The following is a 25,288-nucleotide window of genomic DNA, read 5'->3' on the forward strand; positions in this document are numbered from 1 at the left end:
TCAAGATCAAGATCAAGATCAACAGCAACAGCAACAGCAACAGCAACAGCAACAGCAACAGCAACAGCAACAGCAACAGCAGAGTAGGGCGGAGTGAGTGGCTTGGCAAGATCTTTGGAAGTTACCAAGGTTGCCAGGTTGCACTCATTAAATATTGAAAATGATTGATTGAAACATTGGGCGCAGTATTAAACCCTGTAGCAGATTACTGGAAATCCACCGATGCCCACACCCGTCGCACGCGTACAACCCCCGGGTATATGTAGTCTGAAGTCCGATTCACCGATTGCTCGGTACGCGATGTGCTGAGCTCTGAGGGAGGGCCATCTCTGTCTGCGCACGATCAGGCAGAAACTCCCCTCGAACCCCACCTCCGTCACCCACTTTGTTGCGCAATCGGTAAAACACCGTTGCATCTAAGACTAAGGTCGTCTGGTTGCCGTCCAACAGCCGCATAAAGTAAGGACGTGGGTTACATTCCCTCTCTGTGCTGCTAGGACAAAAACAATGAACGACAGCATTTACCTCTCGATACAAAACAGCCCCCGTTTCAAGGAGCTGGTCAGCAAGCGCGAACGGTTCGCCTGGATACTCTCGGCGATCATGCTCGGCCTGTACTGCGCTTTCATCCTTCTGATCGCCTACGGTCCCCAGATACTGGGCGCCAAGATCAGCCCTGAGTCATCGATCACCTGGGGCATTCCCCTGGGCGTCGGGCTGATCATCTCGGCATTTGTCCTGACCGCCATCTACGTGCGCCGAGCCAACGGCGAATTCGATGAGCTGAACAAGGCCATCCTGAAGGAGGCGCAACAATGATTCGTCATGCCAAGACACTGGCCGTTCTGGCCTGCGGCGTCTTCGCACCCGCCGTGTGGGCCGCCGATGCCCTGACCGGCGAGGTGCAGAAACAACCGCTGAACGTTTCTGCCATCGCCATGTTCGTGGCGTTCGTGGCTTTCACCCTGGGCATCACCTACTGGGCCTCCAAGCGCAACAAATCCGCCTCGGACTACTACGCTGCCGGTGGTCGCATCACCGGGTTCCAGAACGGCTTGGCCATCGCCGGGGACTACATGTCGGCAGCCTCGTTCCTGGGTATTTCCGCACTGGTGTTCACCTCCGGCTACGATGGCCTGATCTACTCCATCGGTTTCCTGGTAGGCTGGCCGATCATCCTCTTCCTGATCGCCGAGCGCCTGCGCAACCTGGGCAAGTACACCTTCGCCGATGTGGCCTCCTATCGCCTGGGGCAAAAGCAGATCCGCACCCTGTCGGCCTCAGGCTCGCTGGTGGTGGTGGCCTTCTACCTGATTGCGCAGATGGTCGGTGCAGGCAAGTTGATCGAACTGCTGTTCGGCCTGGACTACCACGTGGCCGTGATCCTGGTCGGTATCCTGATGTGCCTGTACGTGCTGTTCGGCGGTATGCTGGCCACCACCTGGGTACAGATCATCAAGGCGGTGCTGTTGCTGTCGGGTGCAAGTTTCATGGCGCTGATGGTGATGAAGCACGTGGGCTTTGACTTCAACACCCTGTTCTCCGAAGCCATCAAGGTGCATGCCAAGGGCGAGGCCATCATGAGCCCCGGCGGTCTGGTCAAAGACCCCATCTCGGCCTTCTCGCTGGGCCTGGCCTTGATGTTCGGTACGGCTGGCCTGCCACACATCCTGATGCGCTTCTTCACCGTCAGCGATGCCAAGGAAGCCCGCAAGAGCGTGCTCTATGCCACAGGTTTCATCGGTTACTTCTACATCCTGACCTTCATCATCGGCTTCGGCGCCATCCTGTTGGTCAGCACCAACCCGGACTTCAAGGACGCCGCCGGCGCCTTGCTGGGCGGTAACAACATGGCCGCCGTGCACCTGGCCAATGCCGTAGGCGGAAGTGTGTTCCTGGGCTTCATCTCGGCCGTGGCCTTCGCCACCATCCTGGCGGTTGTGGCAGGCTTGACCCTGGCGGGTGCCTCGGCGGTGTCCCATGACCTGTACGCCAGCGTGTGGCGCAAGGGCAAGGCCAATGACAAGGACGAAATCCGCGTCTCGAAGATCACCACCGTAGCACTGGGCGTCCTGGCCATTGGCCTGGGCATCCTGTTCGAGAAACAGAACATCGCCTTCATGGTGGGCCTGGCCTTCTCCATTGCGGCCAGCTGCAACTTCCCCGTACTGCTGCTCTCGATGTACTGGAAGAAGTTGACCACCCGTGGCGCCATGATTGGCGGCTGGCTTGGCCTGATCAGCGCGGTGACGCTGATGGTGCTCGGCCCGACCATCTGGGTGCAGATCCTTGGTCACGAGAAAGCGATCTACCCTTACGAGTACCCGGCCTTGTTCTCGATGCTGATTGCCTTCGTGGGTATCTGGTTCTTCTCGATCACCGACAAGTCCACGGCTGCCGAAAACGAGCGGGCGCTGTTCTTCCCGCAGTTCGTACGCTCGCAGACTGGCCTGGGCGCTTCAGGGGCGGTATCGCACTGATTCGCAGGAATGAAAAAACCGCGCCTCGGCGCGGTTTTTTTTGCTGCACTAAATCATGCCGAGTAACAGCAAAACCAACAAGATCACCAGCACCACACCGACGATGCCGGACGGGCCATAACCCCAGCTGCGCGAGTGCGGGAACACTGGCAAGCCGCCAATCAACAGGAGGATCAGGATGATGATGAGAATCGTGGTCATGGAGGAGTCCTTGCGTGGTTGAGGGTCAAGGGCCCAGGTTGCCGGCCTCTTGTAACTAATGACCGGCGCCGCTTGTGAAAGATTCCATCGGCGTGTTGGTCATCGCCCCGTCTTTGTGCGCAGCGGGCGGTTCATGGCCGCTCATTCACTTGCCTGATAAGCACCCGCTCTGGGCATAGGCTTGATTAGACTGGGGCCACAACCTCTGAAAAAGGCAGTCGCCATGCACAAGCGCATCATGATCACGGGCGCAGGCTCCGGGCTGGGCCGCGAAATTGCCCTGCGTTGGGCGCGCGAAGGCTGGCGCCTGGCGTTGGCCGACATCAGTGAGGCTGGGCTGCGTCAGACGCTGGAAATGGTGCGTGCCGCAGGCAGCGACGGGTTCGTACAACGGTGCGATGTACGTGACTACAGCCAGCTCACCGCGCTGGCCCAGGCCTGCGAGGAGCACTTCGGCGGCATCGATCTCATCGTCAATAACGCCGGCGTGGCATCAGGCGGGTTCTTCGCCGAGTTGTCGCTCGAAGACTGGGACTGGCAGATTTCGGTAAACCTCATGGGCGTGGTCAAAGGCTGCAAGGCTTTTCTGCCGCTGCTTGAGCGTAGCAAAGGGCGCATCGTCAACATCGCCTCCATGGCAGCGCTCATGCAGGGCCCCGGCATGAGCAACTACAACGTCGCCAAGGCGGGGGTGCTGGCGCTCTCGGAAAGCCTGCTGGTGGAGCTGCGCCAACTGGGGGTGGGTGTGCACGTGGTCTGCCCGTCATTTTTCCAGACCAATCTGCTGGACTCCTTCCGTGGGCCGGACCCGGCCATGAAAGCGCAGGTCGGCAAGCTGCTGGAAGGCTCGCCCATCAGTGCCAGCGATATCGCCGACTGCATCTACCGCCAGGTGGCTGACGGGCAGTTCCTGATCCTGCCCCACGAAGCGGGCCGTCAGGCCTGGGCGTTGAAATGCCAGGCACCTGAGCGGCTGTACGATGAAATGGCCGACATGGCAGTGAAGATGCGTGCGAAGGCCCGAGCCCGTTAAGGCGTAGGGTGGATCCGTAAGAAAGGTTACCTAGGCGCGTCGGGTCTTTCTGAATGAGGGTGGAAGTATTGAGTAGCCAAATGGCTACACTGCACGCTCCGGTTTTCCCTTTCGCTGGAGGACCGGAACATGTTGGTAATAGGACGCGAAGTGGGCGAGGTCATCGTGATCGGCGATGACATCCGAATCATGGTGGTAGAGACCCGGGACGGGGTGGTGCGCTTCGGTGTCGATGCACCCAGGGAAGTGCCGGTGCACCGCGCCGAGGTCTACAGGCGCATCAAGGAAACGCAATGTGCCAGGGCGCGCAGGGCGAACAAGGCTTCATGAGGCCGACTGGCGTCGACGCGCACGGGCATCATTCCAGCAGTTCGCGGGGCACGTCGTGCTTGGCCAGCAGCTGGCACTGCTGGCTTTCCGGATCGAACAGGATGAACGCCTGCCCCTTGGATAGCGCTTGGCGAACCCTCAGCACACGGGTTTCCAACGGTGTGTCATCGCCATTGTCGGTGCCGTCGCGGGTGACGAAGTCCTCGATCAGGCGGGTGAGGGTGTCGGCTTGCAGGTGTTCGTAGGGTATCAGCATGGGTAACGTGTCTGAATGAGTTGTAGGCATCCTACGCGTTTTCGATGGCGCAGGGACCGCCCGCCAGGCGGTCCCGCGCATTCCGTCAGGTCTTCTGACCGACCAGGCTGTCCACCGCCGGCACGCGAGTGTCGCTCTCCATCTGCGCATCGTGCTCGAGCTGGTGACTGAAGCGCTCCAGGGACGCATTGGCCGGCTGCGAGTCGCTGGCGAACACGGGCGGGCTCAACAGGTAAGCCGACAACAGCTGGCTCAACGCGGCCAGGCTGTCGATGTGCGTGCGCTCATAGCCATGGGTGGCATCGCAGCCGAAGGCGACCAGCGCCGTGCGGATGTCGTGGCCTGCGGTCACCGCAGAGTGGGCATCGCTGAAGTAGTAGCGGAACAGGTCGCGGCGTACCGGCAATTCCTGTTCGCCTGCAAGTTTGAGCAAGTGCCGGGACAAGTGGTAGTCGTACGGCCCGGACGAATCCTGCATGGCCACGCTGACGGCGTGCTCACTGGAGGCTTGGCCGGGGGCGACCGGGGCGATATCGATCCCGACGAACTCGCTGACATCCCAGGGCAGGGCGCCGGCGGCACCCGAGCCGGTTTCTTCGGTGATGGTGAACAGCGGGTGGCAATCGATCAGCGGCTGACGGCCGCTTTCCACCACGGCTTTCAAGGCCGCCAGCAAGGCGGCGACCCCGGCCTTGTCATCCAGATGACGGGCGCTGATGTGACCGCTGTCGGTGAACTCGGGCAGCGGATCGAAGGCCACGAAGTCGCCAATCCCCACGCCCAACGCCTCGCAATCGGCACGGGTGGCGCAGTAAGCGTCCAGGCGCACTTCCACATGGTCCCAACTGATGGGCATCTGGTCGATGGCGGTATTGAAGGCATGCCCACTGGCCATCAGCGGCAGTACGCTGCCACGAAATACGCCCGTATCGGTGAACACGCTGACGCGGCTGCCTTCGGCGAAGCGGCTGGACCAGCAGCCCACCGGCGCCAGGGCCAGGCGACCGTTGTCCTGCACCTGGCGCACGCTGGCGCCAATGGTGTCCAAGTGCGCGGAGACGGCGCGGTCCGGGGAGCTTTGACGCCCTTTGAGGGTGGCGCGAATAGTGCCGCGTCGAGTCAGCTCGTAGGGAATGCCCAGCTCGTCCAGGCGCTCGGCCACGTAGCGCACGATGGTGTCGGTGAAGCCTGTAGGGCTGGGGATGGCGAGCATCTCCAGCAAGACACGCTTGAGGTACTCGAGATCGGGTTCGGGATGTCGTTCGGACATGTCCAGGCCTCCGGTCGGTTGAAAAATCGTTGGATGATCCGGTCGTAACAGTCGAGCGGGAGCGGCGCTGGCGCCGGGCTCCCGTCGAAGCGGAGCATGGGTGTATCAGGCCAGCGGCCTGCTATGGGGGAACAACAAGTCGATGAAGCGCTCTGCCGTGGGTTGTGGCTCGTGATTGGCCAGGCCTGCGCGCTCGTTGGCTTCGATGATGACGTAGTCGGGTTCGCTGGCATCCTTGACCATGAAATCAAGGCCCACCACGGATATCTCCAGTGCCCGCGCTGCACGAATGGCCGCATCGGCAAGTGTAGGGTGAAGGCGTGCCGTGACATCCTCGAGCGTGCCGCCGGTGTGCAGGTTGGCGGTGCGCCGCACGGCCAGCTGGCGACCTGCGGGCAACACATCCTCGAACCCAAAGCCGGCCGCGGCCAGCGTGCGCTCGGTTTCATCGTCCACCGGGATCTTGCTTTCGCCCCCGGTGGCCGCTTGGCGGCGCCGGCTTTGTGCGTCGATCAGTTCGCGGATGCTGTGCGTACCATCGCCCATCACCTGCGCCGGGTGGCGAATCGCGGCCGCGACCACTTCATAGCCGATGACCACGATGCGCAAGTCATGCCCGGCATGGAAGCTTTCCAACAGCACGCGGCTGTCGAACTGACGGGCGTGTTCGACCGCACGCGTGACGTCTTCGAGGGTAGTGAGGTTGACCGCTACGCCCTGGCCCTGTTCGCCATCCACGGGTTTGACCACGACCGCGCCGTGGTCCTCGAGGAACGCCAGGTTGTCATCGGCGTTACCGGCCAATTGCTGCGCCGGCACAAGCAGACCTGCGGTGTGCAGGGCGTATTGGGTCAGGCGCTTGTCCTGGCACAAGGTCATGGTCACGGCGCTGGTCAGGTCGCTGAGCGACTCCCGGCAGCGTACACGGCGACCGCCCAGGCTCAGGGTGAAGAGCCCGGCAGCCGCGTCGCACACCTGCACCTCGATACCCCGGCGCAGGGCCTCATCGACGATGATCCGCGCATAGGGGTTGAGGTCAGCCTGTGGCCCAGGGCCCAGGAACAGGCGTTCGTTGATGACGTTCTTGCGCTTGACGGCGAACGTGGGCAGGTTGCGAAAGCCCAGTTTTTCGTACAGGCGCTTGGCCTGGCGGTTGTCATGCAACACCGACAGGTCCAGATAGGCAAGGCCGCGGCTCATGAAGTGCTCGATCAGATGACGCACCAGTACTTCACCCACCCCGGGGCGGGTGCAGTGCGGATCGACGGCCAGGCACCACAGGCTGCTACCGTGTTCCGGGTCGTCGAAGGCCTTGGCGTGGTTCAAGCCCATGACACTGCCGATGATCGCGCCACTGTCTTCGTCCTCGGCCAGCCAGTACACCGGCCCACCCAGGTGGCGCGGGGTGAGCAGCTCCGGGTCGACGGGCAGCATGCCGCGTGCCTGGTAGAGCGTGTTGATGGCTTGCCAGTCACTGGGGTTTTGCGCACGGCGCACGCGAAACCCGCGAAATACCCGTTGCGCCGGGCGATAGTCGGTGAACCACAGGCGCAGGGTGTCCGAGGGGTCCAGGAACAGTTGCTGCGGCGCGTGTGCCAGCACCTGCTGGGGCGCTGCCACGTACAGGGCGATGTCGCGTTCGCCGCGGCATTCGCCCAACAGGTCTTCGGCTAGCTTGGCCGGGTCGGCATAGGTATGCCCGATCAGTAGTCGTCCCCAGCCACAGTGCAGGGCACGTGGCTGATCGTGAGGCTCGCTGCCATCGCCCGCAAGGCGTGCCTGCAGGCGCTCGTAAGAGGGCGCCTGGCCGCGCAGCAGGCGCTGGCCATAGGCCGTTTCGTGGGCTTTCATGGGTTCAGAGTCCTTGTTCGGTCAGCCACAGGTTCAGCGCCGCCAACTGCCACAGTTTGGAACCGCGCAGGGGGGTGAGCTGGCCGTGCGGGTTGCTTAGCAGACGGTCGATCATGGCCGGATTGAACAGGCCGCGGTCCTGGCTGGGGTCGGTCAGCAGGTCGCGGACCCAACCCAGGGTGGCGCCTTCGAGGTGCTTGAGGCCAGGCACCGGGAAGTAACCCTTCTTGCGGTCGATGACCTCGTGCGGAATCACTCGGCGCGCCGCCTCCTTGAGCACCTGCTTGCCGCCGTCGGGCAGCTTGAAGCGTGCCGGAATGCGGGCCGACAGTTCTGCCAGGCGGTAGTCCAGGAACGGCGTACGGGCTTCCAGCCCCCAGGCCATGGTCATGTTGTCCACGCGCTTGACCGGGTCGTCCACCAGCATCACCGTGCTGTCCAGGCGCAGGGCCTTGTCCACGGCGGCGTCGGCGCCAGGGCGGGCGAAGTGTTCACGGACGAAGTCGCCGGCGGCATCGTTCTCCAGCTGCCAGGCCGGCTGCACGGTGTCACGGTATTCGGCATGGCTGCGGTCGAAGAACGCTTCGCGGTACGCCGCGAATGCATCGTTGGCGCCATCGACCTGCGGGTACCAGTGGTAGCCGGCAAACAGCTCGTCGGCTCCCTGGCCGCTCTGCACGCCCTTGCAGTGCTTGGCCACTTCCCGCGACAGCAGGTAGAAGGCGATGCAGTCGTGGCTGACCATCGGCTCGCTCATGGCGCGGAACGCCGCGGGCAGCTGGTCGATGATCTCGTGCTCGGCAATGCGCAGTTGGTGGTGGCGGGTACCGTAGTGCTTGGCGATCAGGTCCGAGTACTGGAATTCGTCTCCGCGCTCGCCGCCTGCATCCTCGAAACCGATGGAGAAGGTCGACAGGTCATCCACACCCACTTCGCGCAGCAGGCCGACCAGCAGGCTGGAATCGACACCGCCGGAGAGCAGCACGCCCACGTCGACGGCGGCGCGCTGGCGGATGGCAACCGCATCGCGGGTTGCGTCCAGTACGCGTGTGGTCCAATCCTCGAGGGTCAGGTCACGCTCATCCGGGTTGGGGCCGTACTGGAGTTGCCACCAGGTGCTGCGCTCGACTTCGCCGTGGCGGTCGATGCGCATCCAGGTCCCGGGTTCGAGCTTCTGCACGTTGGCCAACAGCGTGCGCGGTGCCGGGACCACGGCATGGAAATTCAGGTAATGGTTCAGCGCCACCGGGTCGAGCATCGGGTCGATGTCGCCCCCTTTGAGCAGCGCCGGCAAGGTGGAGGCAAAGCGCAGGCGCTCGCCGTTGCGCGAGAGGTACAGGGGCTTTACGCCCAGGCGGTCGCGGGCCAGGAACAGGCGCTGACTGTCGCGCTCCCAGATAGCCAGGGCGAACATGCCGTTGAGCTTGGGCAGCAACGCCTCGCCCCAGGCGTGGTACCCCTTGAGCAGCACTTCCGTGTCACCGTCGGACCAGAAGGTATAGCCCAGGTCCAGCAGTTCCTGGCGCAGTTCAGGGAAGTTGTAGATGGCGCCGTTGAAGGCCAGTGACAGGCCTAACGTGCTGTCCTGCATGGGCTGGGCGGAGCCGTCGGACAGGTCCATGATTTTCAGGCGACGGTGGCCGAGGGCGATCGGCCCCTGGCTGTGAAAGCCCCACGCATCCGGGCCACGTGGCGCCAGGTGATGAGTGATTCGCTCAACGGCAGCCAGGTCGGCTGGGCGAGGGGCTTGACCGAGGGGGGTGAAACGCAATTCTCCAGCTAGTCCGCACATGTAACGTAAACCCTTTGAGTTTCGGCACTCATGGCGTCACTGGCTTTTCACTCGTACCCCATTTGTACCGCCTCCAAACGCCAGGGCTGATCAAGCCCCGCCCAATCGTGAGGGGGTGATCCACCTGGCGCATGCAGAGCAGCACCTGCACGCTGTGCCCGAGTTGCGCGGCGATGAATGCCGGGTTCATGCCGGCCACCAGGCACATGGTCGCGTACGTGTGGCGCGTGTCGTACAGCCTGCGGTGCCTGATACCAAGCGTACGCAAAGCTGCCAGCCAGTAACGTTGTTGACTCGCTTCGGGGCGTATGAACAGCGCCGAACGGTCGTCTGTCCCACTGGGCGCGAACACGTCATCTGAACGCGCCTCGGTGAGCGGTCTGGGTTTTTCGAGGGCCTGCAAGGCCCGATCGTTCAATAAAACTTTACGTGAGCGCCTGGTTTTGGTGCGATTTTCAGTGATTCCTCGTGGCTGAAGTCCGCCTCCAGGGGTCGGCTTCTGGCATCGATCAATCGCGTTCAAACCCAGTGCTACGCCTACCTGAGCGCGCCTTCGCAAGCTCGGATGAAGCCCGCCAGGCGGGGGGCGTTAATCTTCGCAATGCCGTTCGTCGACGCTTGGCGGCGGCTAATCATCCACACGGGATGTTGACCCAGGACGATTTTGGTGGTCATCTGCGCGCCTGTTTCAGGTGCCCCCTGCCGCCGTGCATGGGGTGAAACGGGAAGCCGGTTCGTCGCCCCAGGGTGATCAGTCCGGCGCTGCCCCCGCAACGGTATGCGAGCGATGCTTTCGACAGACCACTGTGCCACAGGCATGGGAAGGTGACGGCATCATGACCCTCGCGAGCCCGGAGACCGGCCTGAAGCCTTGTTTGGCAAACCCGCGGTGGGCGGGCGCAGGCCGGTTTCCGTGGGCGCGTGCGCCTGCGCGTTCCCCATGCGTTGTTCCCTCCGGGATTCTTTCATTCCTGCTGCAAAAGGAAAGATATGTCCCGCTTTAGTGTTTTTCATACCCCTCAAGGGGCGTTGCTGGGTGCGAGCCTGGTGCCCTGTGTGTGCATGGCCGTACCGATTCAGGCAGCCGAAGACGGCCTTGCACTGGCATTGCCCGCCACGGCCATCACCGGCACTGCCGAGCAGAACCCTCCCATGGACTTGCACACCCCTGGCACCAGCGGTTCGCGCCTGCACCTCACGCCCTTGGAAACGCCAGCCAGCGTCACCAGCATCAGCGCCGAGCACATCAGTGGACGCAACAACGCCACGGTGCAGGAAGCAGTGACCCGCACCCCCGGCATCACCTTCATCGGCACGCCTGGCAACGGTGGCACTGCGCTTTCGGCCCGTGGCTTCACCGGGCACAGTTCGACCATGCAGCTGTATGACGGCACCCGCCTGTACGTGGGTGCTGGCACCGTCACGTTTCCCGTGGACACCTGGGCCGTGGACCGCATCGACGTACTGCGCGGCCCGGCTTCGGTGTTGTACGGGGAGGGCGCCACCGGTGCGGTGATCAACGTGGTGCCCAAGAAGCCCTTCGACGGCGAGGTTCGCAATCATGTCCGCCTGGGCTACGGTTCCAATGATCGCCGGCAGTTGGCGTTGGACAGCGGCGGTTCGCTGACCGATACCCTGAGCTATCGCTTGAACCTCAATAAACTGGACAGCAATGGCTGGGTCGACCGTGGTGAGTCAGCCAGCGTTGCTGTCAGCGGTTCATTGCGCTGGCAGCCGAACGACGATTTCAGCATCACCCTCAGCCATGACTACGGTGACCAGGACCCGCAGCAGTATTTCGGTACGCCGCTGGTCAATGGGCATTACCATGAGTCGCTGCGTGACCACAACTACAACGTGGCCAATGCCGAGGTGCATTACAACGATCAGTCCACTCGCCTGGTCACGGACTGGGTGATCACCGACAACCTGACCGCCAGCAATCAGCTGTACTTCATCAAGGCCCAGCGCCGGTGGCGAAATGCCGAAAGCTACACCTGGCTGCCTGGCGACCAGGTGCAGCGCAGCAGTTTCATCAGCATCAAGCAGACCCAAGAGCAGATCGGGGATCGCCAGTCGTTCACCCTGCAGCACGCGTTGTTCGGCCTGGACAGCCAGACCGTTGTTGGCGCCGACTACAATGCGATCCGCTTCGTGCGCAAACATGATTTCGGCAATACCTTTACCGACACCGTGCCACTGTCGGGCTCGGGCGGCGGTGACTACATCAGCACTGACCCCTATCGCTCGCGCGAAGCCAACCAGGCACGGCAATTCTCGCTGTTCGCCGAAAACCGCACGCAACTCACCGAGCGTCTGTCGCTGATCACCGGTGTGCGGCGTGATCAGGTGCATCTGAACCGTGACGATCTGGACACCGATACCCGCTCGGACCGCAGCCTGAGTGGCGACAACTGGCGGGCGGGCCTGGTGTTCGCGCTGACCGAGGACCTCTCGGTCTATGGTCAGTACGCCACCAGCACCGAGGGCGTGAGCAACCTGCTGACGCTCAGTACAGCGCAACAAAGCTGGGACCTGAGTACCGCCAAACAGACCGAAGTCGGTGTCAAACAGATGCTCCCCGATGGCCGTGGCGAGTGGACGCTTGCGGCCTACCACATCGTCAAGAAAAAGCTCTTGAGCAGCGACCCGCTCAACCCTGTCCTTCAGCAACAGGTCGGCCAGCAATCCTCGGACGGCATCGAGGCCACCTTGGCGTTGCGCCTGCCCTACGATGTGCAGCTTTCGGCCAACGCCGCCTGGGTGCGCGCGGAGTACGACGAGTTTGCCAGTGGCACCAGCAACTACAGCGGCAATCGGCCGGTCGATGTGCCCCGGCGATCGGCCAACCTGTGGTTGAGCAAGGACTTTGGTCGGTTGCTCAGTGCCGGGGCGGGTGCGCGGTATGTCGACAGCCGCTATGGGGACAATGCCAACACCGTGCAGGTGCCGAGCTACACCGTGGTCGACGCCAACGTTGACTGGCACGTGCAGCCGGACCTGACCTTGGGCTTGCAGCTCAACAACCTGTTCGATCGCCAGTACGCGACCACCACCGGCAACAATGGGCGCCAGTGGTACCTGGGCGAGCCAAGGTCATTTTTCGTCACGGCGGATTACCGCTTCTGACCTGTTGCACCGTCCTTCGGGCCGGTGCTTGCTGGAGTGAATCCGATGACTCGACTGAGTATCGAGGGCCTGCACTGGGCAGTGCCCGAGGCGGGGCGCAGGGTGCGCCAGATCCTGCAAGGCGTGGACCTGCATGTGGACGACGGTGAGTGCGTAGGGCTTATCGGCCCTAACGGCAGTGGCAAGACCAGCCTGCTACGTTGCGCCTACCGCGCCACGCCACCCACCGCAGGCAGCGTCAGCTTGAGCGGTGCCGATATCTGGCAACGCAGCCCGCGCTGGTGTGCGCAGCGTATCGCGGTGGTGCTTCAGGAGTTTCCTGGCGAGTTTGGATTGAGTGTTGCCGAAGTGGTGGCCATGGGGCGCACGCCGCACAAGGCCCTGTTTGACGGCGACTCGCCCGAGGACCGGCAAAGGGTTGCTCACACGCTCGTGCTGGTTGGGCTGGCAGGTTATGACGGGCGCACGTTCGCTTCGCTATCCGGGGGCGAGAAGCAGCGCGTGCTACTGGCCCGGGCACTGGTCCAGGCCCCTGAACTGCTGATTCTCGACGAGCCAACCAACCACCTCGACCCGCGTTACCAGCTTGGGCTTTTGCGGCATTTGCGCAGCCTGGGGCTGAGCACCCTGGCCAGCTTCCACGACCTCAACCTAGCGGCGGCATTCTGCGACCGCCTGTATGTCATCGACGCTGGCCGAATCCGTGTCAGTGGCACGCCCCAGCAGGTGCTGACCGGCGAACTGATCCAGGAGGTGTTTGGTGTCCAGGCGCTGGTCGACCTTCATCCGCTGCACCCTTACCCCCGCATTACCTGGATAACCCGACCATGAACGCTCGCTTTCTGATTGCCCTGATAACGCTCTTGTTTGCGCTGCCTGCCGTGGCCAGCGAGTACCCGCTGAACGTGCGCAGTTGTGAGCGCCTGGTGACGTTCAACAAGGCTCCCCAGCGGGTGGTGGTGCACGATGTGAACATGACCGCCATGCTGCTGCACCTGGGGCTGCGAGACAGCATCATCGGCTACACAGGGTTCACCCGAAGTAAACACCGTGACCCATGGATTGACGCTGCGCTGGAGGGCATACCGCAACTGGCCAGTCGGTATCCTTCCATTGAAACGCTGCTGGCAGTCGATACCGACCTGTTTTTCGCCGGCTGGAACTATGGCATGCACGTAGGAGGGCCGGTCACCCCCGCGACGCTGGCACCCTTTGGGGTCCCGGTCTACGAGTTGAGCGAGTCCTGCTCTTGGGTCATGCCTGGCCAACGTGGGAGTTTCGATGACGTTTACCGCGATCTGGACAACCTGGGGCGCATGTTCGATCACCCGCGCCAGGCGCAAGCGCTGATCCACCAGATGCGCCAGCGAATCGCCACGGTGCAAGCGCGGGTAGGGCAGGCGCAACACCGACCACGGGTCTTTTTGTACGACAGCGGCGAAGATCGTCCGATGACATCGGGGCGTCTGGGCATGCCGCAGGCACTGATCGACGCAGCCGGTGGCGTGAACGTGATGGACGAGGTGGCTGCCAGTTGGACCCAGGTCAATTGGGAAAGCATGGTAGAGCGCGACCCTGATGTGATCCTGATCGTCGACTATGGACCAAGGACCTGGCAGCAGAAACGTGATTTTCTGATGCAGCAGCCTGCGTTGAAAGAGGTACGGGCCATTCGCGAGCAGCGCTTCTTACCCCTGACCTACCTACAGGTCACCCCCTCGGTGGAGAACGTCGAGGCGGTGGAGAACATTGCCCGCGCCCTGCACCCCGAGCTGTTCGCAGCGGGGGCACCGTGACCTTGGCGCGCAGCCCGGTGCATTATGGTTGGCTGATCGTGATGCTGGTCATCCTGCTGGTGTCGTCATCGGTCGTGTCGCTGGCATTTGGCCCGGCATCGGTGCCCTTGACCCACGTCATCGGGATCGTCGCGCAGCAATTGGGCATCGACTGGGGGCCTGCGCTCAGCAAGAGCCAGGTGCACATCGTCTGGCTCATCCGTGCCCCGCGTGTGCTGTTGGGCGCACTGGTCGGGGCAGGGCTTGCCTTGGTGGGCACAGCCCTGCAGTCCGTCACCCGAAACCCCCTGGCAGATCCGCATTTGCTGGGCGTCAGCGCCGGCGCGGCGTTGGGCGCGGTGCTGGTGATGCTCTATGTCGGGGACTTTGTCGGTGTACTCAGCCTGCCGCTGGCTGCGTTCGCGGGGGCAATAGGGAGCATGCTGCTGGTGATCGGCGTGGCGCGTCGCAGTGGGCGCCTGGAAAGCGATCGCCTGCTGTTGGCGGGGGTCGCGGTGTCCTTCGTACTCATGGCCGTGGTCAACGTGCTGCTCTATACCGGTGACCAGCACGCTGCGGCGTCGGTGGTGTTCTGGATGCTGGGTGGGCTGGGGGCTGCCCGTTGGGAGGTCATCTGGCTGCCGGCACTGTGCGTGCTGCTTGGGCTGTGTGCCCTACAGGTGATGGGGCGCGGCCTGAATGCACTGATGAGTGGAGAGCAGACCGCGATCAGCCTGGGCGTCTGCGGCCGGCGCCTGCGCCTTCAGGTGTTCATCTGCACGTCCTTGTTGACCGGGGTGCTGGTCTCGCTGTCGGGCGCCATCGGTTTCGTTGGCCTGATGGTGCCCCACGTAGCGCGCCTGCTGGTGGGGGCGGACAATCGGCGGCTAATGCCGGTCAGTGCGCTACTGGGTGGGGTGTTTCTGGTGTGGGTGGATGTGGCTGCCCGTACCCTGATCGCACCGCAGGACCTGCCGATCGGCATTGCGACCGCAGCACTGGGCGGGGTGTTCTTCATGCTGTTGCTCAAGCGGTGACGCCACGGCAAGCCACGCTGGAGGGCTTGCCGTGGCCTGCATCAGAAGTCCAGGGTGAGCCCTGCATACAGCGCACGGCCGTCTCCGGGGGAGTGCAGTGACGCATCTGCCCCATCCGGGTCGTACCAGACGTACTCGAAGTAGCGGTTGGTCAGGTTCTTCAACTGCAAGTCCACGCTCATGGTTTCGCTGAGCTTGTAGGTTGCACCGAGGTTCATCAGTACGTAGCCGCCATACGTACCTTGGGTGTTCTCCCGCTCCAGGTAGTAGTGGGTCTGCCCGTTCGCCCAGGCAGTCAGCTGCAGCGCGGGCGTGGCCTGGTAGCTGACACCGGTGTTCCACAGATGGTGGGGCACGTGATCGATTTCCTGGCCTTTGCTGCCTGGTAACACGCTGCTGGGCTCGAGGATCTTGGAGTACTGCCAGGAGTACGACATCCATACCTCGGTGCGCTCGTCCGGGTGCAGGTTGACCTGCAGGTCGTAGCCCCAACGGCGTGTCTCACCGACATTGTCTGACTCCCCGCTGGGGTCGTTCAGGCGCCGGCTCACTTCGCCAGAGGCATCCTGACGCCAGTAGGCCACGCGGCCATCGACCCAGCTGGCCGGGGTGAACTTGATGCCGGTTTCCCAGCCTTCGTTGATCGAAGGGGCCAGGTCCTCGTTGCGCGGCGGCACCTTGTACGCTGCGGCGCCGGTCCCGACCTGGAAGGTGCGGCCCCAGTTGGCATAAACGCTGGCGAACTTCCATGGCGAATAGACAATGCTGAGCTTGGGCTGTTTGATCAGCCCGTAGTCGTTGATGTCGTAGCCCTGCCCGGTCATCTTGTTGGTGAAGTCACCACTGATCTTGTCCACCCGGTAGGCCGGCACGATCTTCAACGATTCGAACGGCTCGATCTGCGCCTGCACGTAGGCACCGACCGTGTTGAAGTCGAAGTCCTGGTCGCGTGTCTGCGCCTGGCGTACACGCTCCACGGTGCGGTAGCGCTCGCTGCGGTTCTGTTGCTTCTGCACATCGCTGCCACCTTCCAGCGCAAAGGCGTGCAGCCAGTCCACCTGGGGTCGCCAGGTCAGCGAGGTGATGGCGCCGTACTGGTCCTCGTAGGTGTCGCGCTCCTGCTGTGAACTCGTGCGCCAGTACTGGGTCCAGCGACGGTCGTCATAGGTATTGAAGTAGGTCTTGGCCGACCAGGACAGGGTCTCGGCCAGGTCGGCGTCCAGGTGCACACTGACCTGATTCATTCGCCGCGTGCCTTTGTCCGTGGCGTTGTAGTCATTACTCATGCGCGGATGATGGCGGGCGTCATCCTCGGTCAGGTAGCCGGCCTCCTGAGCTTCTGACTCGTAGTGGCGGGCGATCAGGCCAAGGCGATAGCTGCCATCGTCAGGGGTATAGAACCACTTGCCGCCAAAACTGTAGCGTTCGGTGTCGGCATGATCGCGGTAACCGTCGACCTGCTGGCGGGCGAAGAAGTAGTTCTGCGTCCAGTTGCTGGTCTCGATGCCTTTGGCCAGTTGCACCTCGCGGGTGTTGAAACTGCCGTAGCGCAGGCGCGCCTTGTTGTAGTTGCCGCCAGTGCGGGTGTTGATGTTGACGTTTCCGGCGATGTTGTTCAGGCCATAGCGCGGGTCGCTGGTGCCGCGCACCACGTCGATGCTGTCGATGTCCATGGGGAACACCGCGTCGATGAAGGGCATGTTGCCGTCATTGGTGTTGCTGGGGATCCCATCGATCAGCAACTTGACCGCATTCACTTCGCCTTCGCCATTGAAGCCGCGAAACGACAGCTTGCCCGAGGTAGTGCCTTGGTTGAACTCGGTGAGCATCACCCCCGGTGCCCGGCGCAACAGCTCCCAGCTGTAGGCCACTGGCATTTTTTCGAGGATGTCACCGCCTAGAATATCCACCGAACTGAGCACGCTGCGGGTGGCCAGCGGGCCGCTTTCGGTACTGGTCACGCTGACCGCACCGAGGGTCATTATCGAGTTCTCGGCAGAGCGTGTTTCGGCAACGGCCGATGACAAGGGGCTAAGGCTGTAAACAGCGAGCACGGGCAGGACGGCGCGTGCGGTATGACGAAACGCAGACATGAAGTGTTTCCTGGAGACAGTCGAGCAGCGCTGCGCGCCGCATGGTGCGGGGCAGCATTGGGTAAGCGGCGACGGGTCAGGCCAGGGGAGAGGCGCGGGGGTTGAGCTTGGGCCACTGCTCACGCGGCAACGGCAGCTTGTGGCTGTCGCCAATCAGCAGTGCGTCGGGCCAGTAGCGGGGGAACAGGTGGCGATAGTAATTGCTGGCCATCAAGGCATGCCCGGCATGGCCACAGCAGCAGTCACCGACCTGGTGTTTCATTTCTGGCTGATCGTCAAGCTGCGGCAGTTCGGCCTTGAGCTGGGCCAGCAGTGACTTGGGCAGGCTTTGCGCACCGTGCAGGCTGCAGAAGCTGCCCAGGATCAGCGATTGGCTGTCGATGCTGGGGGATTGCAAGGCGCGGTCGAGCGGCATCGCCAGCAGGTTGAACAGCACGGCAATGGCTGCAAGCAAACACACAAGTGAGCGTGCACGTACGGTCATCCGACCCCCAGGCGAACAAGGCCCGTATTAAGCCTTATTCGCGCTCGGGGGTGAAAGGTCGCAGCTGCGCCCTATTGTCGCAGGGCGCCTGCCTGGACGAGGCACCTGCTATCTGCCCCGAACCAGCCGGCGCAGTGCAAAGCGGTTGGGGTGGCAGGCTTCGGCGACCGTTCGCGGTACCGGCAGCGGCTCGCCGCTGACCCAGGCCGCCACCAGCTCACCGCTGAGCGGCGCGGTGATCAAACCCCGTGAGCCGTGGCCGCTGTTGACGTACAGGCCCTCGAGCCAAGGGCATGCCACCTGCGGCACTTGTCGTGCGTCCCGGGCAAGGGCTGCATAGGCCTGGGCGAAGGCAGGGTCGTCGGCCAACGGCCCAACAATAGGCAGGTAGTCCGGGCTGGTGCACCGGAAAGCGGCGCGGCCTTCAAGCGCCTGCACATTGAACCCCGTTGCGCCAAGGCGGCGGGACAGGTCAGGAGAAATCTCGTCCAGCAGCGCCAGGTTGCCCTCATGCTCGGCCGCCGTGGGGGTCAGGTCAGTGCTGTGGAAATCGAAGCTGGCGCCCAGGGTGTGTTCGCCGCATCGCGCAGGCGCTACATAGCCTTGCGCGCAGACAACGGTGCCCAGCCCTTGGCTCTGGGGTGTTGCGGGCAGCCGGGTGATCTGCCCACGGATGCGCTTGAGCGGCAAGCCGGCACAAGGCTCGAGCCGTTTGACCTCGGCAGCACTGGCCAGGACCATCACTGGCGCGTCGGCCAGCAACTGATCACCGGCCCAGGCCTGCCACCGCCCAGCGACCTTGTGCAGCGACAGAACCTCTTGGTGCGGGACCAGGCGGATGTTCGGATGCTCAAGCTGTTGGCGGCACAGCGCTGGTGGATGCACCCAGCCGCCTTCGGGATAGAACAGCCCACCTGCCGGTAAGGTGATGCCGGCAGCGGCCTGGGCCTGGTCCTTGGTCAATGCGTGTACCAGCCCGGGCTCGAAGGCCTGCACCAGCTTGTCCTGGCGCGCCGCCTCCTTGTCGTCGAAGGCCAGTTGCAGGACGCCGCAGGCGTCCCAGTCCTCGCCGCGCTGAAGGTGCTCAAGCTGACGGCGGGTGTAGCCGAAACCGGCGAGAATCATTCGGGACAAGGCCGTGCCGTGCGCCGATAGCTTGAGGTACAGCACCCCCTGCGGGTTGCCGGACGCTTCCTGCGCCGCTGCCGCATGCCGCTCCAGTACCGTGACCTGCCAGCCTCGACGGGCCAGGCTTGCCGCCGTGCAGCTGCCGGCCAGCCCTGCACCCACCACCACGGCCTGACGCGGCCCATCACCTGAAGGCGGTCGGGCGTACCAAGGTGCTGTCGGGGCAGGGGGTGGGCCCACATACGCCCCGCTCATTACTTCCCACTTCTTGCCGATGCCAGGCACCTTCTTCATGGCAAAACCCGCCTCCACGAGGCTGCGGCGTACCCAGCCGGTGGTGGTGAACGTACCCAGCACGGTACCGGGGTGGGACAGCCGCGCCAGTTGCGCGAACAGTGCCGGGGTCCACATGTCGGGGTTCTTGGCAGGGGCAAAGCCATCGAGGAACCAGACATCGACCTGGGCGTCGAGCTCTGGCAATTGCTCGAGCACATCACCAATCAGCAGGGTGAGGGTGACGCGCCCACCTTCGAAGGTGAATTGCTGATACCCCGGGTGCACTGCCACGTATTGCGCCAGCAAAGGCTGGCTGTAAGCGGCAAGCTCTGGCCACAGGCTGATGGCACGGGCCAGGTCATCGCGGTCCAGGGGGAATTTCTCGACGCTGACGAAATGAAGCCGGGCGTCTGCGTGGGCATGTTGCGCGAACAGTTGCCAGGCGCAGTAGAAATTCATGCCGGTGCCAAAGCCCGTCTCGCCGATGACCACGCAGGCATGGGGCGCCATTGCAGTGAAACGTTCCGCCAGGCGGGTCTGTCCGAGAAACACATGGCGGGTTTCATCGATGCCTTCGTTGACGGCGAAGTACACGTCATCGTAATGCCGCGAATGAGGGCGGCCCTGTTCGTCCCAGTCGATCTGGGCGTGCTGGAGAGGGGGAGATACGGTCATGGCGGGTGCGCAGCGACAAGCGACTGAAGAAGTGGCGATAGTCGCATGGCTGGGGCTTTCTTGCAGCCCAAACCCCCGCCCCAGGTGTGCTTTTGCGCTAGTCTTGTTTATCCATTGAAGGAGCCCGTGCATGTTCGAATCTGCCGAGATTGGTCACAGCATCGACAAGCAAACCTACGACGCCGAGGTTCCAGCCCTGCGTCAAGCACTGCTCGAGGCCCAGTATGAGCTCAAGCAGCAAGCGCGTTTTCCGGTCATCGTGCTGATCAATGGCGTGGAGGGGGCCGGCAAGGGCGAGACGGTCAAGCTGCTCAACGAGTGGATGGACCCGCGCATGATCGATGTGCTCACCTTCGATCAGCAGACCGACGAGGAACTGGCGCGGCCACCGGCCTGGCGTTACTGGCGCGCCTTGCCGCCCAAGGGGCGCATGGGGGTGTTTTTTGGCAACTGGTACAGCCAGATGCTGCAAGGGCGCGTGCATGGAGTGTTGAAGGATGCGGTGCTGGACCAGGCCATCAACGGCGCCGAACGCCTGGAGCAGATGCTGTGCGATGAAGGCGCGTTGATCATCAAGTTCTGGTTTCATCTTTCCAAGAAGCAGATGAAGGCGCGGCTCAAATCCCTCAAGGACGACCCCTTGCACAGCTGGAAGATCAGCCCGCTGGATTGGCAGCAGTCGCACACCTACGACCGCTTCGTGCGCTTCGGGGAACGTGTGCTGCGCCGCACCAGCCGCGATTACGCGCCCTGGCATATCGTCGAGGGGGTTGATCCCAATTACCGCAGCCTGGCCGTCGGGCGTATCCTGCTCGACAGCTTGCAGGCGGCCCTGGCCAACAATCCCAAGGGCAAGCACGTGGGCAATGTCGCGCCGCTCGGGCGCAGCATTGATCAGCGCAGCCTGCTCGGTGCCTTGGACCTGACAGTGCGTCTGGACAAGGCCGACTATCAAGAGCAACTGGTCACCGAGCAGGCGCGCCTGGCCGGTTTGCTGCGTCACAAGCACATGCGCCGTCATGCCCTGGTAGCGGCCTTCGAAGGCAATGATGCGGCGGGCAAAGGCGGTGCGATCCGGCGCGTGGCCGCTGCCCTGGACCCCCGTCAGTACCGGATCGTGCCCATTGCCGCGCCGACCGAAGAAGAACGCGCGCAGCCTTACCTGTGGCGTTTTTGGCGGCACATTCCCGCGCGTGGCAAGTTCACCATCTTCGACCGCTCCTGGTATGGCCGGGTGCTGGTGGAGCGGGTCGAGGGGTTCTGCAGCCCTGCCGACTGGATGCGCGCCTATGGCGAAATCAACGACTTCGAAGAGCAACTGGTGAACGCGGGCGTGGTAGTGGTCAAGTTCTGGCTGGCCATCGACCAGCAGACCCAGCTCGAACGCTTCGAGGAGCGTGAGCAAACCCCATTCAAGCGCTACAAGATCACCGAGGACGACTGGCGCAACCGCGACAAGTGGGACGACTACAGCCAGGCCGTAGGCGATATGGTCGACCGCACCAGCAGCGAGATCGCGCCCTGGACGTTGGTCGAAGCCAACGACAAGCGCTGGGCGCGGGTCAAGGTCCTGCGCACTATCAACGAGGCGCTGGAAGCGGCGTTCGCCAAGCACAAGAAGTAGGCGGGGCGCGTACCCCTGACAGGCAGGTGGGCATGTGCAACACGGCTGCGCTCCGGTGTGTTGCCCGCATCATGCCCCCATAGAATGACGTGATGAATTCTTTTCCCGGCATGCCTGCGCTGGTTACCTGCGCAACCCCGTAGAATTCAGCCACCCCCACCACGGATCTGATCGAGGACACCATGCATACCACCTCCGGCCGTTGGGTTCACGGCCTGCTGCTTGCCCTGTTGACTGCATTGCTATGGGGCATCCTGCCGATCAAGCTCAAGCAGGTGTTGCAGGTGATGGACCCGTTGACGGTGACCTGGTATCGCCTGCTGGTGTCCGGTGGGCTGCTGTGCGCCTGGCTGACGGCCAACCGTCGCCTGCCGTCTTTGGGCAGGCTCACGCGCAAGGGCAGGGGCCTGGTGGGGGTGGCGGTGCTGGGGCTGATGGGCAATTACGTGCTGTACCTGATCGGCTTGAAGCTGCTCAGCCCTGGTACGGCGCAGCTGGTGGTGCAGCTGGGGCCGGTGCTGTTGCTGGTGGCCAGCGTATTCGTGTTTCGCGAGCGATTCAGCGTAGGGCAGGGGGTGGGGCTGTTGATCCTGCTGGCAGGTTTCGGGCTGTTCTTCAACCAGCGCCTGGAAGAACTGTTGACTTCGCTTGGCGCCTATACCACAGGTGTGCTCACCATTGTGCTGGCCACCAGTATCTGGGTGTTCTACGCCTTGAGCCAGAAGCAGTTGCTGACGGTGTGGAACTCGCAGCAGGTGATGATGGTGATCTACCTGTGCTGCGCGGCGCTGCTGACGCCTTGGGTGCAGCCGCTGGAAGTCTTGCAACTGAGCCCCGTACAGAGCTGGCTGCTGCTGGCGTGCTGCCTGAACACGCTGGTGGCCTATGGCGCCTTTGCCGAAGCCCTGGCGCATTGGGAGGCTTCCCGGGTCAGTGCGACGTTGGCATTGACGCCCTTGGTGACGTTCGTGGCGGTGGCACTGGCTGCGCTGGTGTGGCCTGAGTATGTGCAGGCGGAGCAGATCAACCTGCTCGGGTATGTAGGGGCTGTGGTCGTGGTGGCAGGCTCGGCGCTGGTTGCGCTCGGGCCTTCACTGGTGGCGGGATGGCGGGCACGTCGCGCGCGGCTTGCGCAGGTGTCCTAGGTGTTGGGGGCGGGTGGCGCCTCTGATCAGACGCCGGTTGGGCAGCAGGAGCAGCAGGAATGGTTGCGGCCGCTCGGCAGCCTATCCCTGCCGCTCACACGGGGACTCGCTGGCCCGGATGCGGTGCAAGACAGTTGCTCCCACACCCAATGCGCGAGCCTTTTTGGCGTTGCCGAATAAAAGGGGGCAACGCAAGCCGCCCCCACAGACTTCAACCCTTGCCACCCGGCGCCAGCATGTTCTCCGGCCTTACCCACTCATCGAACTGCTCGTTGGTGAGGTAGTCCAGCTCAAGCGCCGCCTCACGCAGGGTCTTGCCCTCGCCATAGGCTTTCTTGGCGATCTCTGCGGCCTTGTCGTACCCGATATGCGGGTTGAGTGCCGTTACCAGCATCAGCCCTCGCTCCAGGTGTGCGGCCATCTGCTCGGTATCTGGCTCGATGCCCGCTACGCAATGCTGCTGAAAGTTGCGGCAACCGTCTGCCAACAGCTCGATGGACTGCAGCAGGTTGTGGATGATCACCGGCTTGAACACGTTCAACTGCAGATGCCCCTGGCTGGCGGCAAAACCGATGGTGGTATCGTTGCCAAGCACCTGGCAGGCCAGCATCGACAGCGCCTCGCACTGTGTCGGGTTGACCTTGCCCGGCATGATCGAACTGCCGGGCTCGTTGGCGGGCAAGCGCACCTCGGCCAACCCCGCACGGGGCCCTGATCCGAGCAGGCGCAGGTCGTTGGCGATCTTCATCAAGGCCACCGCCAAGGTTTTCAGCCCCCCAGCCAGGCTGGTCAGCGGCTCGTGCCCGGCCAGCGCTGCAAACTTGTTGGGTGCGGTCACGAAGGGCAGCCCGGACAGAGCGGCCAGCTCGGCAGCAATGGCTTCGGCGAACCCCTGGGGCGCATTGAGGCCCGTGCCCACCGCCGTGCCGCCCTGGGCCAGCTCATAGACCGCCGGCAGGCTGGCGCGGATGGCGCGCTGGGCATAATCGAGTTGCGCCACGAACGCCGAGACTTCCTGGCCGAAGGTAATCGGCGTGGCATCCATCATGTGGGTGCGTCCGGTTTTGACCAGGCGATGGTGCCGTGCCGACAGCTCAGCCAGGCCCGAGGACAGCTCGGCGATGGCCGGCAGCAGTTGCGCGTGCACGGCCTGGGCGGCTGCGATGTGCATGGCGGTGGGGAAGCAGTCGTTGGAGCTCTGGGAGCGGTTGACGTGATCGTTGGGGTGCACCGGCGACTTGCCGCCGCGCACCTGGCCGGCCAGTTCGTTGGCGCGACCTGCGATCACCTCGTTGACGTTCATGTTGCTCTGCGTGCCACTGCCGGTCTGCCAGACCACCAGCGGGAACTGATCGTCGTGCTTGCCGTCCAGGACCTCATCGGCGGCCTGCTCAATCAGCCGGGCAATGTCGGCGGGCAGTGCACCGTTGCGGTCGTTGACGCGGGCAGCGGCCTTCTTGATCAGCGCCAGGGCATGCAGGACGGCGAGCGGCATACGTTGCTGGCCGATGGCGAAGTTGATCAACGAGCGCTGAGTCTGCGCGCCCCAGTAGGCGTGCTCAGGAACTTCAACCGGCCCAAGGCTGTCTGTTTCGATACGGCTCATGCTGCATTCACTCCCTGTCAGTCAGAATCAGCAGTTTAGGCCCTCATGCGACCTGGCGGTTCAATCGCCTGTCGTGCCACTTGAGCAGCTCGCCCTGGCGGGCGCAGAATGCTCGCTCTGAGGTACCGCCTCCCCCTCCTGAAGGAAATGCAATGACCCGTCTTCGTGTCCTCTGTGCTGCTGTCGCCCTGGCTTGCGCCAGTGGCCAGGTCCTGGCCGCCACCCCCAGCCACAACGCCGCTGCCGAGAAATTCCTGACCTTGGCCAATGCCGACAAACTGGGCACGCCGGTGTACATGCAAGTGCAGCAGATGTTCGCCCAGCGCTTTGCCCAGACCAAGGCGCCTGCCTCCAAGCAGCCTGTGCTGGAAAGCTACCAGGCCAAGGCCAACGCCGCGCTGGACAACGCCATCGGCTGGAAGAAGCTCAAGCCCAAGATGGTCGACCTCTACACCCAGACCTTTACCGAGCAAGAGCTCAAGGACCTGGTCAAGTTCTACGAGTCGCCCCTTGGCCGCAAGGTGCTGCGCGAGATGCCCAAGGTCACCCAGCAATCGGCTCAGCTGACCCAGCAGACCCTCGAACCGGCGGTGCCGGTGGTCAACAAGCTGCTTGAAGACATGACCAAGGAGCTGGACCCTAACTACGGCAAGGCAGCCGCGCCAGCCAAGAAGTGAGCACGGCCATGAACATGCAACAGCGTATCGAACAGCAACTGGCGAGCCTGGCGCCTCAGCACCTGCAGGTGCTCGATGAAAGCCACATGCACAGCCGTGGTCAGCAGACCCACTACAAGGCCGTGATCGTGAGCGAGGTGTTCGAAGGCTTGAACAGCGTCAAGCGGCACCAGAAGGTGTATGCGACCATGGGCGAGCTGATGGGCCAGATTCATGCGCTGGCGATTCACACCTATACCGGCGATGAATGGGCACAGGTCGGCAGCGCGCCGGCATCGCCTGTCTGCGCCGGCGGCGGGCACTGAAAGCTTGCTGTTGTTCTGGTAGAATCCGCTTCATCCCAAAAAGGGGCTGCTGCACAGCCCATCGCTGGTACGCCAGCTGCTTCAGGTAACCCCACTGCGTTGACGCACCGGGCACCTGAAG

22 protein-coding genes and 1 riboswitch are annotated in these 25,288 nt (G+C 63.2%); of the genes, 12 read left to right on the plus strand and 10 right to left on the minus strand.

Annotated elements, in window-relative coordinates; all coding sequences use genetic code 11:
- Positions 1-507 precede the first annotated feature (507 nt).
- Complete coding sequence (locus PFU01S_RS04295) at positions 508-819, plus strand: DUF485 domain-containing protein (RefSeq protein ID WP_023533810.1); 312 nt, start codon at positions 508-510, stop codon at positions 817-819.
- Positions 816-2,480, plus strand: a complete 1,665-nt coding sequence (locus tag PFU01S_RS04300; RefSeq protein ID WP_027915845.1) for a cation acetate symporter — start codon at positions 816-818, stop codon at positions 2,478-2,480. Before PFU01S_RS04295 ends, PFU01S_RS04300 begins: the two co-directional genes overlap by 4 nt.
- Positions 2,481-2,528: 48 nt before the next feature.
- Here PFU01S_RS04300 and PFU01S_RS21615 read toward each other — a convergent pair whose 3' ends face one another.
- Positions 2,529-2,681, minus strand: coding sequence for a DUF3309 family protein (locus PFU01S_RS21615; protein ID WP_012271016.1), 153 nt, complete (start codon positions 2,679-2,681; stop codon positions 2,529-2,531).
- A gap of 223 nt (positions 2,682-2,904) precedes the next feature.
- On the opposite strand from PFU01S_RS21615, the gene PFU01S_RS04310 reads away from it, so the two are divergent.
- Together PFU01S_RS04310 and csrA are read left to right on the plus strand one after the other, a co-directional pair.
- Complete coding sequence (locus PFU01S_RS04310; protein ID WP_028688056.1) at positions 2,905-3,714, plus strand: SDR family oxidoreductase; 810 nt, start codon at positions 2,905-2,907, stop codon at positions 3,712-3,714.
- A gap of 129 nt (positions 3,715-3,843) precedes the next feature.
- The gene (gene csrA / locus PFU01S_RS04315) at positions 3,844-4,044 is read left to right on the plus strand and encodes a carbon storage regulator CsrA (RefSeq protein ID WP_028688055.1); all 201 of its coding nucleotides are present in this window, start codon (positions 3,844-3,846) and stop codon (positions 4,042-4,044) included.
- A gap of 28 nt (positions 4,045-4,072) precedes the next feature.
- Here the strand turns inward: csrA and PFU01S_RS04320 are convergent, their stop codons facing one another.
- The 5 genes from PFU01S_RS04320 to PFU01S_RS04340 all read right to left on the minus strand — a co-directional run bounded on the left by PFU01S_RS04320 (position 4,073) and on the right by PFU01S_RS04340 (position 9,616).
- Entirely contained in the window at positions 4,073-4,300 is a 228-nt protein-coding gene (locus PFU01S_RS04320; protein WP_027915848.1) for a YheU family protein, read from the minus strand.
- 85 nt (positions 4,301-4,385) lie between these two features.
- Complete coding sequence (locus PFU01S_RS04325; RefSeq protein WP_023533809.1) at positions 4,386-5,570, minus strand: osmoprotectant NAGGN system M42 family peptidase; 1,185 nt, start codon at positions 5,568-5,570, stop codon at positions 4,386-4,388.
- Between the two features lie 105 nt (positions 5,571-5,675).
- Positions 5,676-7,421: an N-acetylglutaminylglutamine synthetase gene (gene ngg / locus PFU01S_RS04330; protein WP_028688054.1), complete on the minus strand. Its 1,746-nt coding sequence runs from the start codon at positions 7,419-7,421 to the stop codon at positions 5,676-5,678.
- A gap of 4 nt (positions 7,422-7,425) precedes the next feature.
- A complete protein-coding gene (locus PFU01S_RS04335; protein ID WP_027915850.1) occupies positions 7,426-9,213 on the minus strand; it encodes an N-acetylglutaminylglutamine amidotransferase in 1,788 nt (595 codons plus the stop codon).
- Positions 9,214-9,241: 28 nt separating this feature from the next.
- Positions 9,242-9,616: a site-specific integrase gene (locus tag PFU01S_RS04340; RefSeq protein ID WP_050438016.1), complete on the minus strand. Its 375-nt coding sequence runs from the start codon at positions 9,614-9,616 to the stop codon at positions 9,242-9,244.
- A gap of 270 nt (positions 9,617-9,886) precedes the next feature.
- Positions 9,887-10,094, plus strand: a riboswitch (cobalamin riboswitch).
- 109 nt (positions 10,095-10,203) lie between these two features.
- On the opposite strand from PFU01S_RS04340, the gene PFU01S_RS04345 reads away from it, so the two are divergent.
- Genes PFU01S_RS04345 through PFU01S_RS04360 form a run of 4 tightly spaced genes read left to right on the plus strand, consistent with a single transcriptional unit; the run spans position 10,204 to position 15,154 of the window.
- Complete coding sequence (locus PFU01S_RS04345; RefSeq protein ID WP_028688053.1) at positions 10,204-12,342, plus strand: TonB-dependent receptor; 2,139 nt, start codon at positions 10,204-10,206, stop codon at positions 12,340-12,342.
- A 45-nt stretch (positions 12,343-12,387) separates the two neighbouring features.
- On the plus strand, positions 12,388-13,173 hold the full coding sequence (locus PFU01S_RS04350; protein WP_027915852.1) for an ABC transporter ATP-binding protein: 786 nt from the start codon (positions 12,388-12,390) through the stop codon (positions 13,171-13,173).
- Positions 13,170-14,138, plus strand: a complete 969-nt coding sequence (locus PFU01S_RS04355) for an ABC transporter substrate-binding protein (RefSeq protein ID WP_081783992.1) — start codon at positions 13,170-13,172, stop codon at positions 14,136-14,138. The genes PFU01S_RS04350 and PFU01S_RS04355 overlap by 4 nt, the downstream gene beginning before the upstream one ends.
- Positions 14,135-15,154: a FecCD family ABC transporter permease gene (locus tag PFU01S_RS04360; protein WP_027915854.1), complete on the plus strand. Its 1,020-nt coding sequence runs from the start codon at positions 14,135-14,137 to the stop codon at positions 15,152-15,154. The genes PFU01S_RS04355 and PFU01S_RS04360 overlap by 4 nt, the downstream gene beginning before the upstream one ends.
- A 41-nt stretch (positions 15,155-15,195) precedes the next feature.
- Here PFU01S_RS04360 and PFU01S_RS04365 read toward each other — a convergent pair whose 3' ends face one another.
- From PFU01S_RS04365 to mnmC, 3 genes are all read right to left on the minus strand, one after another.
- Positions 15,196-17,247, minus strand: coding sequence for a TonB-dependent receptor (locus tag PFU01S_RS04365; RefSeq protein ID WP_028688051.1), 2,052 nt, complete (start codon positions 17,245-17,247; stop codon positions 15,196-15,198).
- Between the two features lie 76 nt (positions 17,248-17,323).
- Positions 17,324-17,731, minus strand: a complete 408-nt coding sequence (locus tag PFU01S_RS04370) for a DUF2946 family protein (protein WP_023533821.1) — start codon at positions 17,729-17,731, stop codon at positions 17,324-17,326.
- A gap of 108 nt (positions 17,732-17,839) precedes the next feature.
- A complete protein-coding gene (mnmC, locus tag PFU01S_RS04375; protein ID WP_028688050.1) occupies positions 17,840-19,810 on the minus strand; it encodes a bifunctional tRNA (5-methylaminomethyl-2-thiouridine)(34)-methyltransferase MnmC2/FAD-dependent 5-carboxymethylaminomethyl-2-thiouridine(34) oxidoreductase MnmC1 in 1,971 nt (656 codons plus the stop codon).
- A 130-nt stretch (positions 19,811-19,940) separates the two neighbouring features.
- Between mnmC and pap the strand changes: the two genes are divergently transcribed.
- Positions 19,941-21,434: a polyphosphate:AMP phosphotransferase gene (pap, locus tag PFU01S_RS04380; RefSeq protein WP_027915857.1), complete on the plus strand. Its 1,494-nt coding sequence runs from the start codon at positions 19,941-19,943 to the stop codon at positions 21,432-21,434.
- Positions 21,435-21,616: 182 nt separating this feature from the next.
- Complete coding sequence (locus PFU01S_RS04385) at positions 21,617-22,579, plus strand: DMT family transporter (protein ID WP_027915858.1); 963 nt, start codon at positions 21,617-21,619, stop codon at positions 22,577-22,579.
- Positions 22,580-22,790: 211 nt separating this feature from the next.
- Here the strand turns inward: PFU01S_RS04385 and PFU01S_RS04395 are convergent, their stop codons facing one another.
- Entirely contained in the window at positions 22,791-24,185 is a 1,395-nt protein-coding gene (locus PFU01S_RS04395; RefSeq protein ID WP_027915860.1) for a class II fumarate hydratase, read from the minus strand.
- A gap of 152 nt (positions 24,186-24,337) precedes the next feature.
- On the opposite strand from PFU01S_RS04395, the gene PFU01S_RS04400 reads away from it, so the two are divergent.
- Together PFU01S_RS04400 and PFU01S_RS04405 are read left to right on the plus strand one after the other, a co-directional pair.
- Complete coding sequence (locus tag PFU01S_RS04400) at positions 24,338-24,862, plus strand: DUF2059 domain-containing protein (RefSeq protein WP_027915861.1); 525 nt, start codon at positions 24,338-24,340, stop codon at positions 24,860-24,862.
- 8 nt (positions 24,863-24,870) lie between these two features.
- Positions 24,871-25,167, plus strand: a complete 297-nt coding sequence (locus PFU01S_RS04405) for a BolA family protein (RefSeq protein WP_027915862.1) — start codon at positions 24,871-24,873, stop codon at positions 25,165-25,167.
- The last annotated feature ends 121 nt before the right edge of the window (positions 25,168-25,288 follow it).

Origin of the sequence: Pseudomonas fulva NBRC 16637 = DSM 17717 (assembly GCF_000730565.1) — a bacterium.
Lineage (GTDB): Bacteria > Pseudomonadota > Gammaproteobacteria > Pseudomonadales > Pseudomonadaceae > Aquipseudomonas > Aquipseudomonas fulva.

Coding starts and splice junctions, on each gene's coding strand:
- PFU01S_RS04400 (WP_027915861.1), top strand. CDS start 24,338: ATGACCCGTCTTCGTGTCCTCTGTGCTGCTGTCGCCCTGGCTTGCGCC.
- PFU01S_RS04345 (WP_028688053.1), top strand. CDS start 10,204: ATGTCCCGCTTTAGTGTTTTTCATACCCCTCAAGGGGCGTTGCTGGGT.
- PFU01S_RS04325 (WP_023533809.1), bottom strand. CDS start 5,570: ATGTCCGAACGACATCCCGAACCCGATCTCGAGTACCTCAAGCGTGTC.
- PFU01S_RS04365 (WP_028688051.1), bottom strand. CDS start 17,247: ATGTCTGCGTTTCGTCATACCGCACGCGCCGTCCTGCCCGTGCTCGCT.
- PFU01S_RS04310 (WP_028688056.1), top strand. CDS start 2,905: ATGCACAAGCGCATCATGATCACGGGCGCAGGCTCCGGGCTGGGCCGC.
- PFU01S_RS04370 (WP_023533821.1), bottom strand. CDS start 17,731: ATGACCGTACGTGCACGCTCACTTGTGTGTTTGCTTGCAGCCATTGCC.
- PFU01S_RS04355 (WP_081783992.1), top strand. CDS start 13,170: ATGAACGCTCGCTTTCTGATTGCCCTGATAACGCTCTTGTTTGCGCTG.
- PFU01S_RS04335 (WP_027915850.1), bottom strand. CDS start 9,213: ATGTGCGGACTAGCTGGAGAATTGCGTTTCACCCCCCTCGGTCAAGCC.
- csrA (WP_028688055.1), top strand. CDS start 3,844: ATGTTGGTAATAGGACGCGAAGTGGGCGAGGTCATCGTGATCGGCGAT.
- PFU01S_RS04405 (WP_027915862.1), top strand. CDS start 24,871: ATGAACATGCAACAGCGTATCGAACAGCAACTGGCGAGCCTGGCGCCT.
- PFU01S_RS04385 (WP_027915858.1), top strand. CDS start 21,617: ATGCATACCACCTCCGGCCGTTGGGTTCACGGCCTGCTGCTTGCCCTG.
- mnmC (WP_028688050.1), bottom strand. CDS start 19,810: ATGACCGTATCTCCCCCTCTCCAGCACGCCCAGATCGACTGGGACGAA.
- pap (WP_027915857.1), top strand. CDS start 19,941: ATGTTCGAATCTGCCGAGATTGGTCACAGCATCGACAAGCAAACCTAC.
- PFU01S_RS04320 (WP_027915848.1), bottom strand. CDS start 4,300: ATGCTGATACCCTACGAACACCTGCAAGCCGACACCCTCACCCGCCTG.
- PFU01S_RS04395 (WP_027915860.1), bottom strand. CDS start 24,185: ATGAGCCGTATCGAAACAGACAGCCTTGGGCCGGTTGAAGTTCCTGAG.
- PFU01S_RS04295 (WP_023533810.1), top strand. CDS start 508: ATGAACGACAGCATTTACCTCTCGATACAAAACAGCCCCCGTTTCAAG.
- ngg (WP_028688054.1), bottom strand. CDS start 7,421: ATGAAAGCCCACGAAACGGCCTATGGCCAGCGCCTGCTGCGCGGCCAG.
- PFU01S_RS21615 (WP_012271016.1), bottom strand. CDS start 2,681: ATGACCACGATTCTCATCATCATCCTGATCCTCCTGTTGATTGGCGGC.
- PFU01S_RS04350 (WP_027915852.1), top strand. CDS start 12,388: ATGACTCGACTGAGTATCGAGGGCCTGCACTGGGCAGTGCCCGAGGCG.
- PFU01S_RS04300 (WP_027915845.1), top strand. CDS start 816: ATGATTCGTCATGCCAAGACACTGGCCGTTCTGGCCTGCGGCGTCTTC.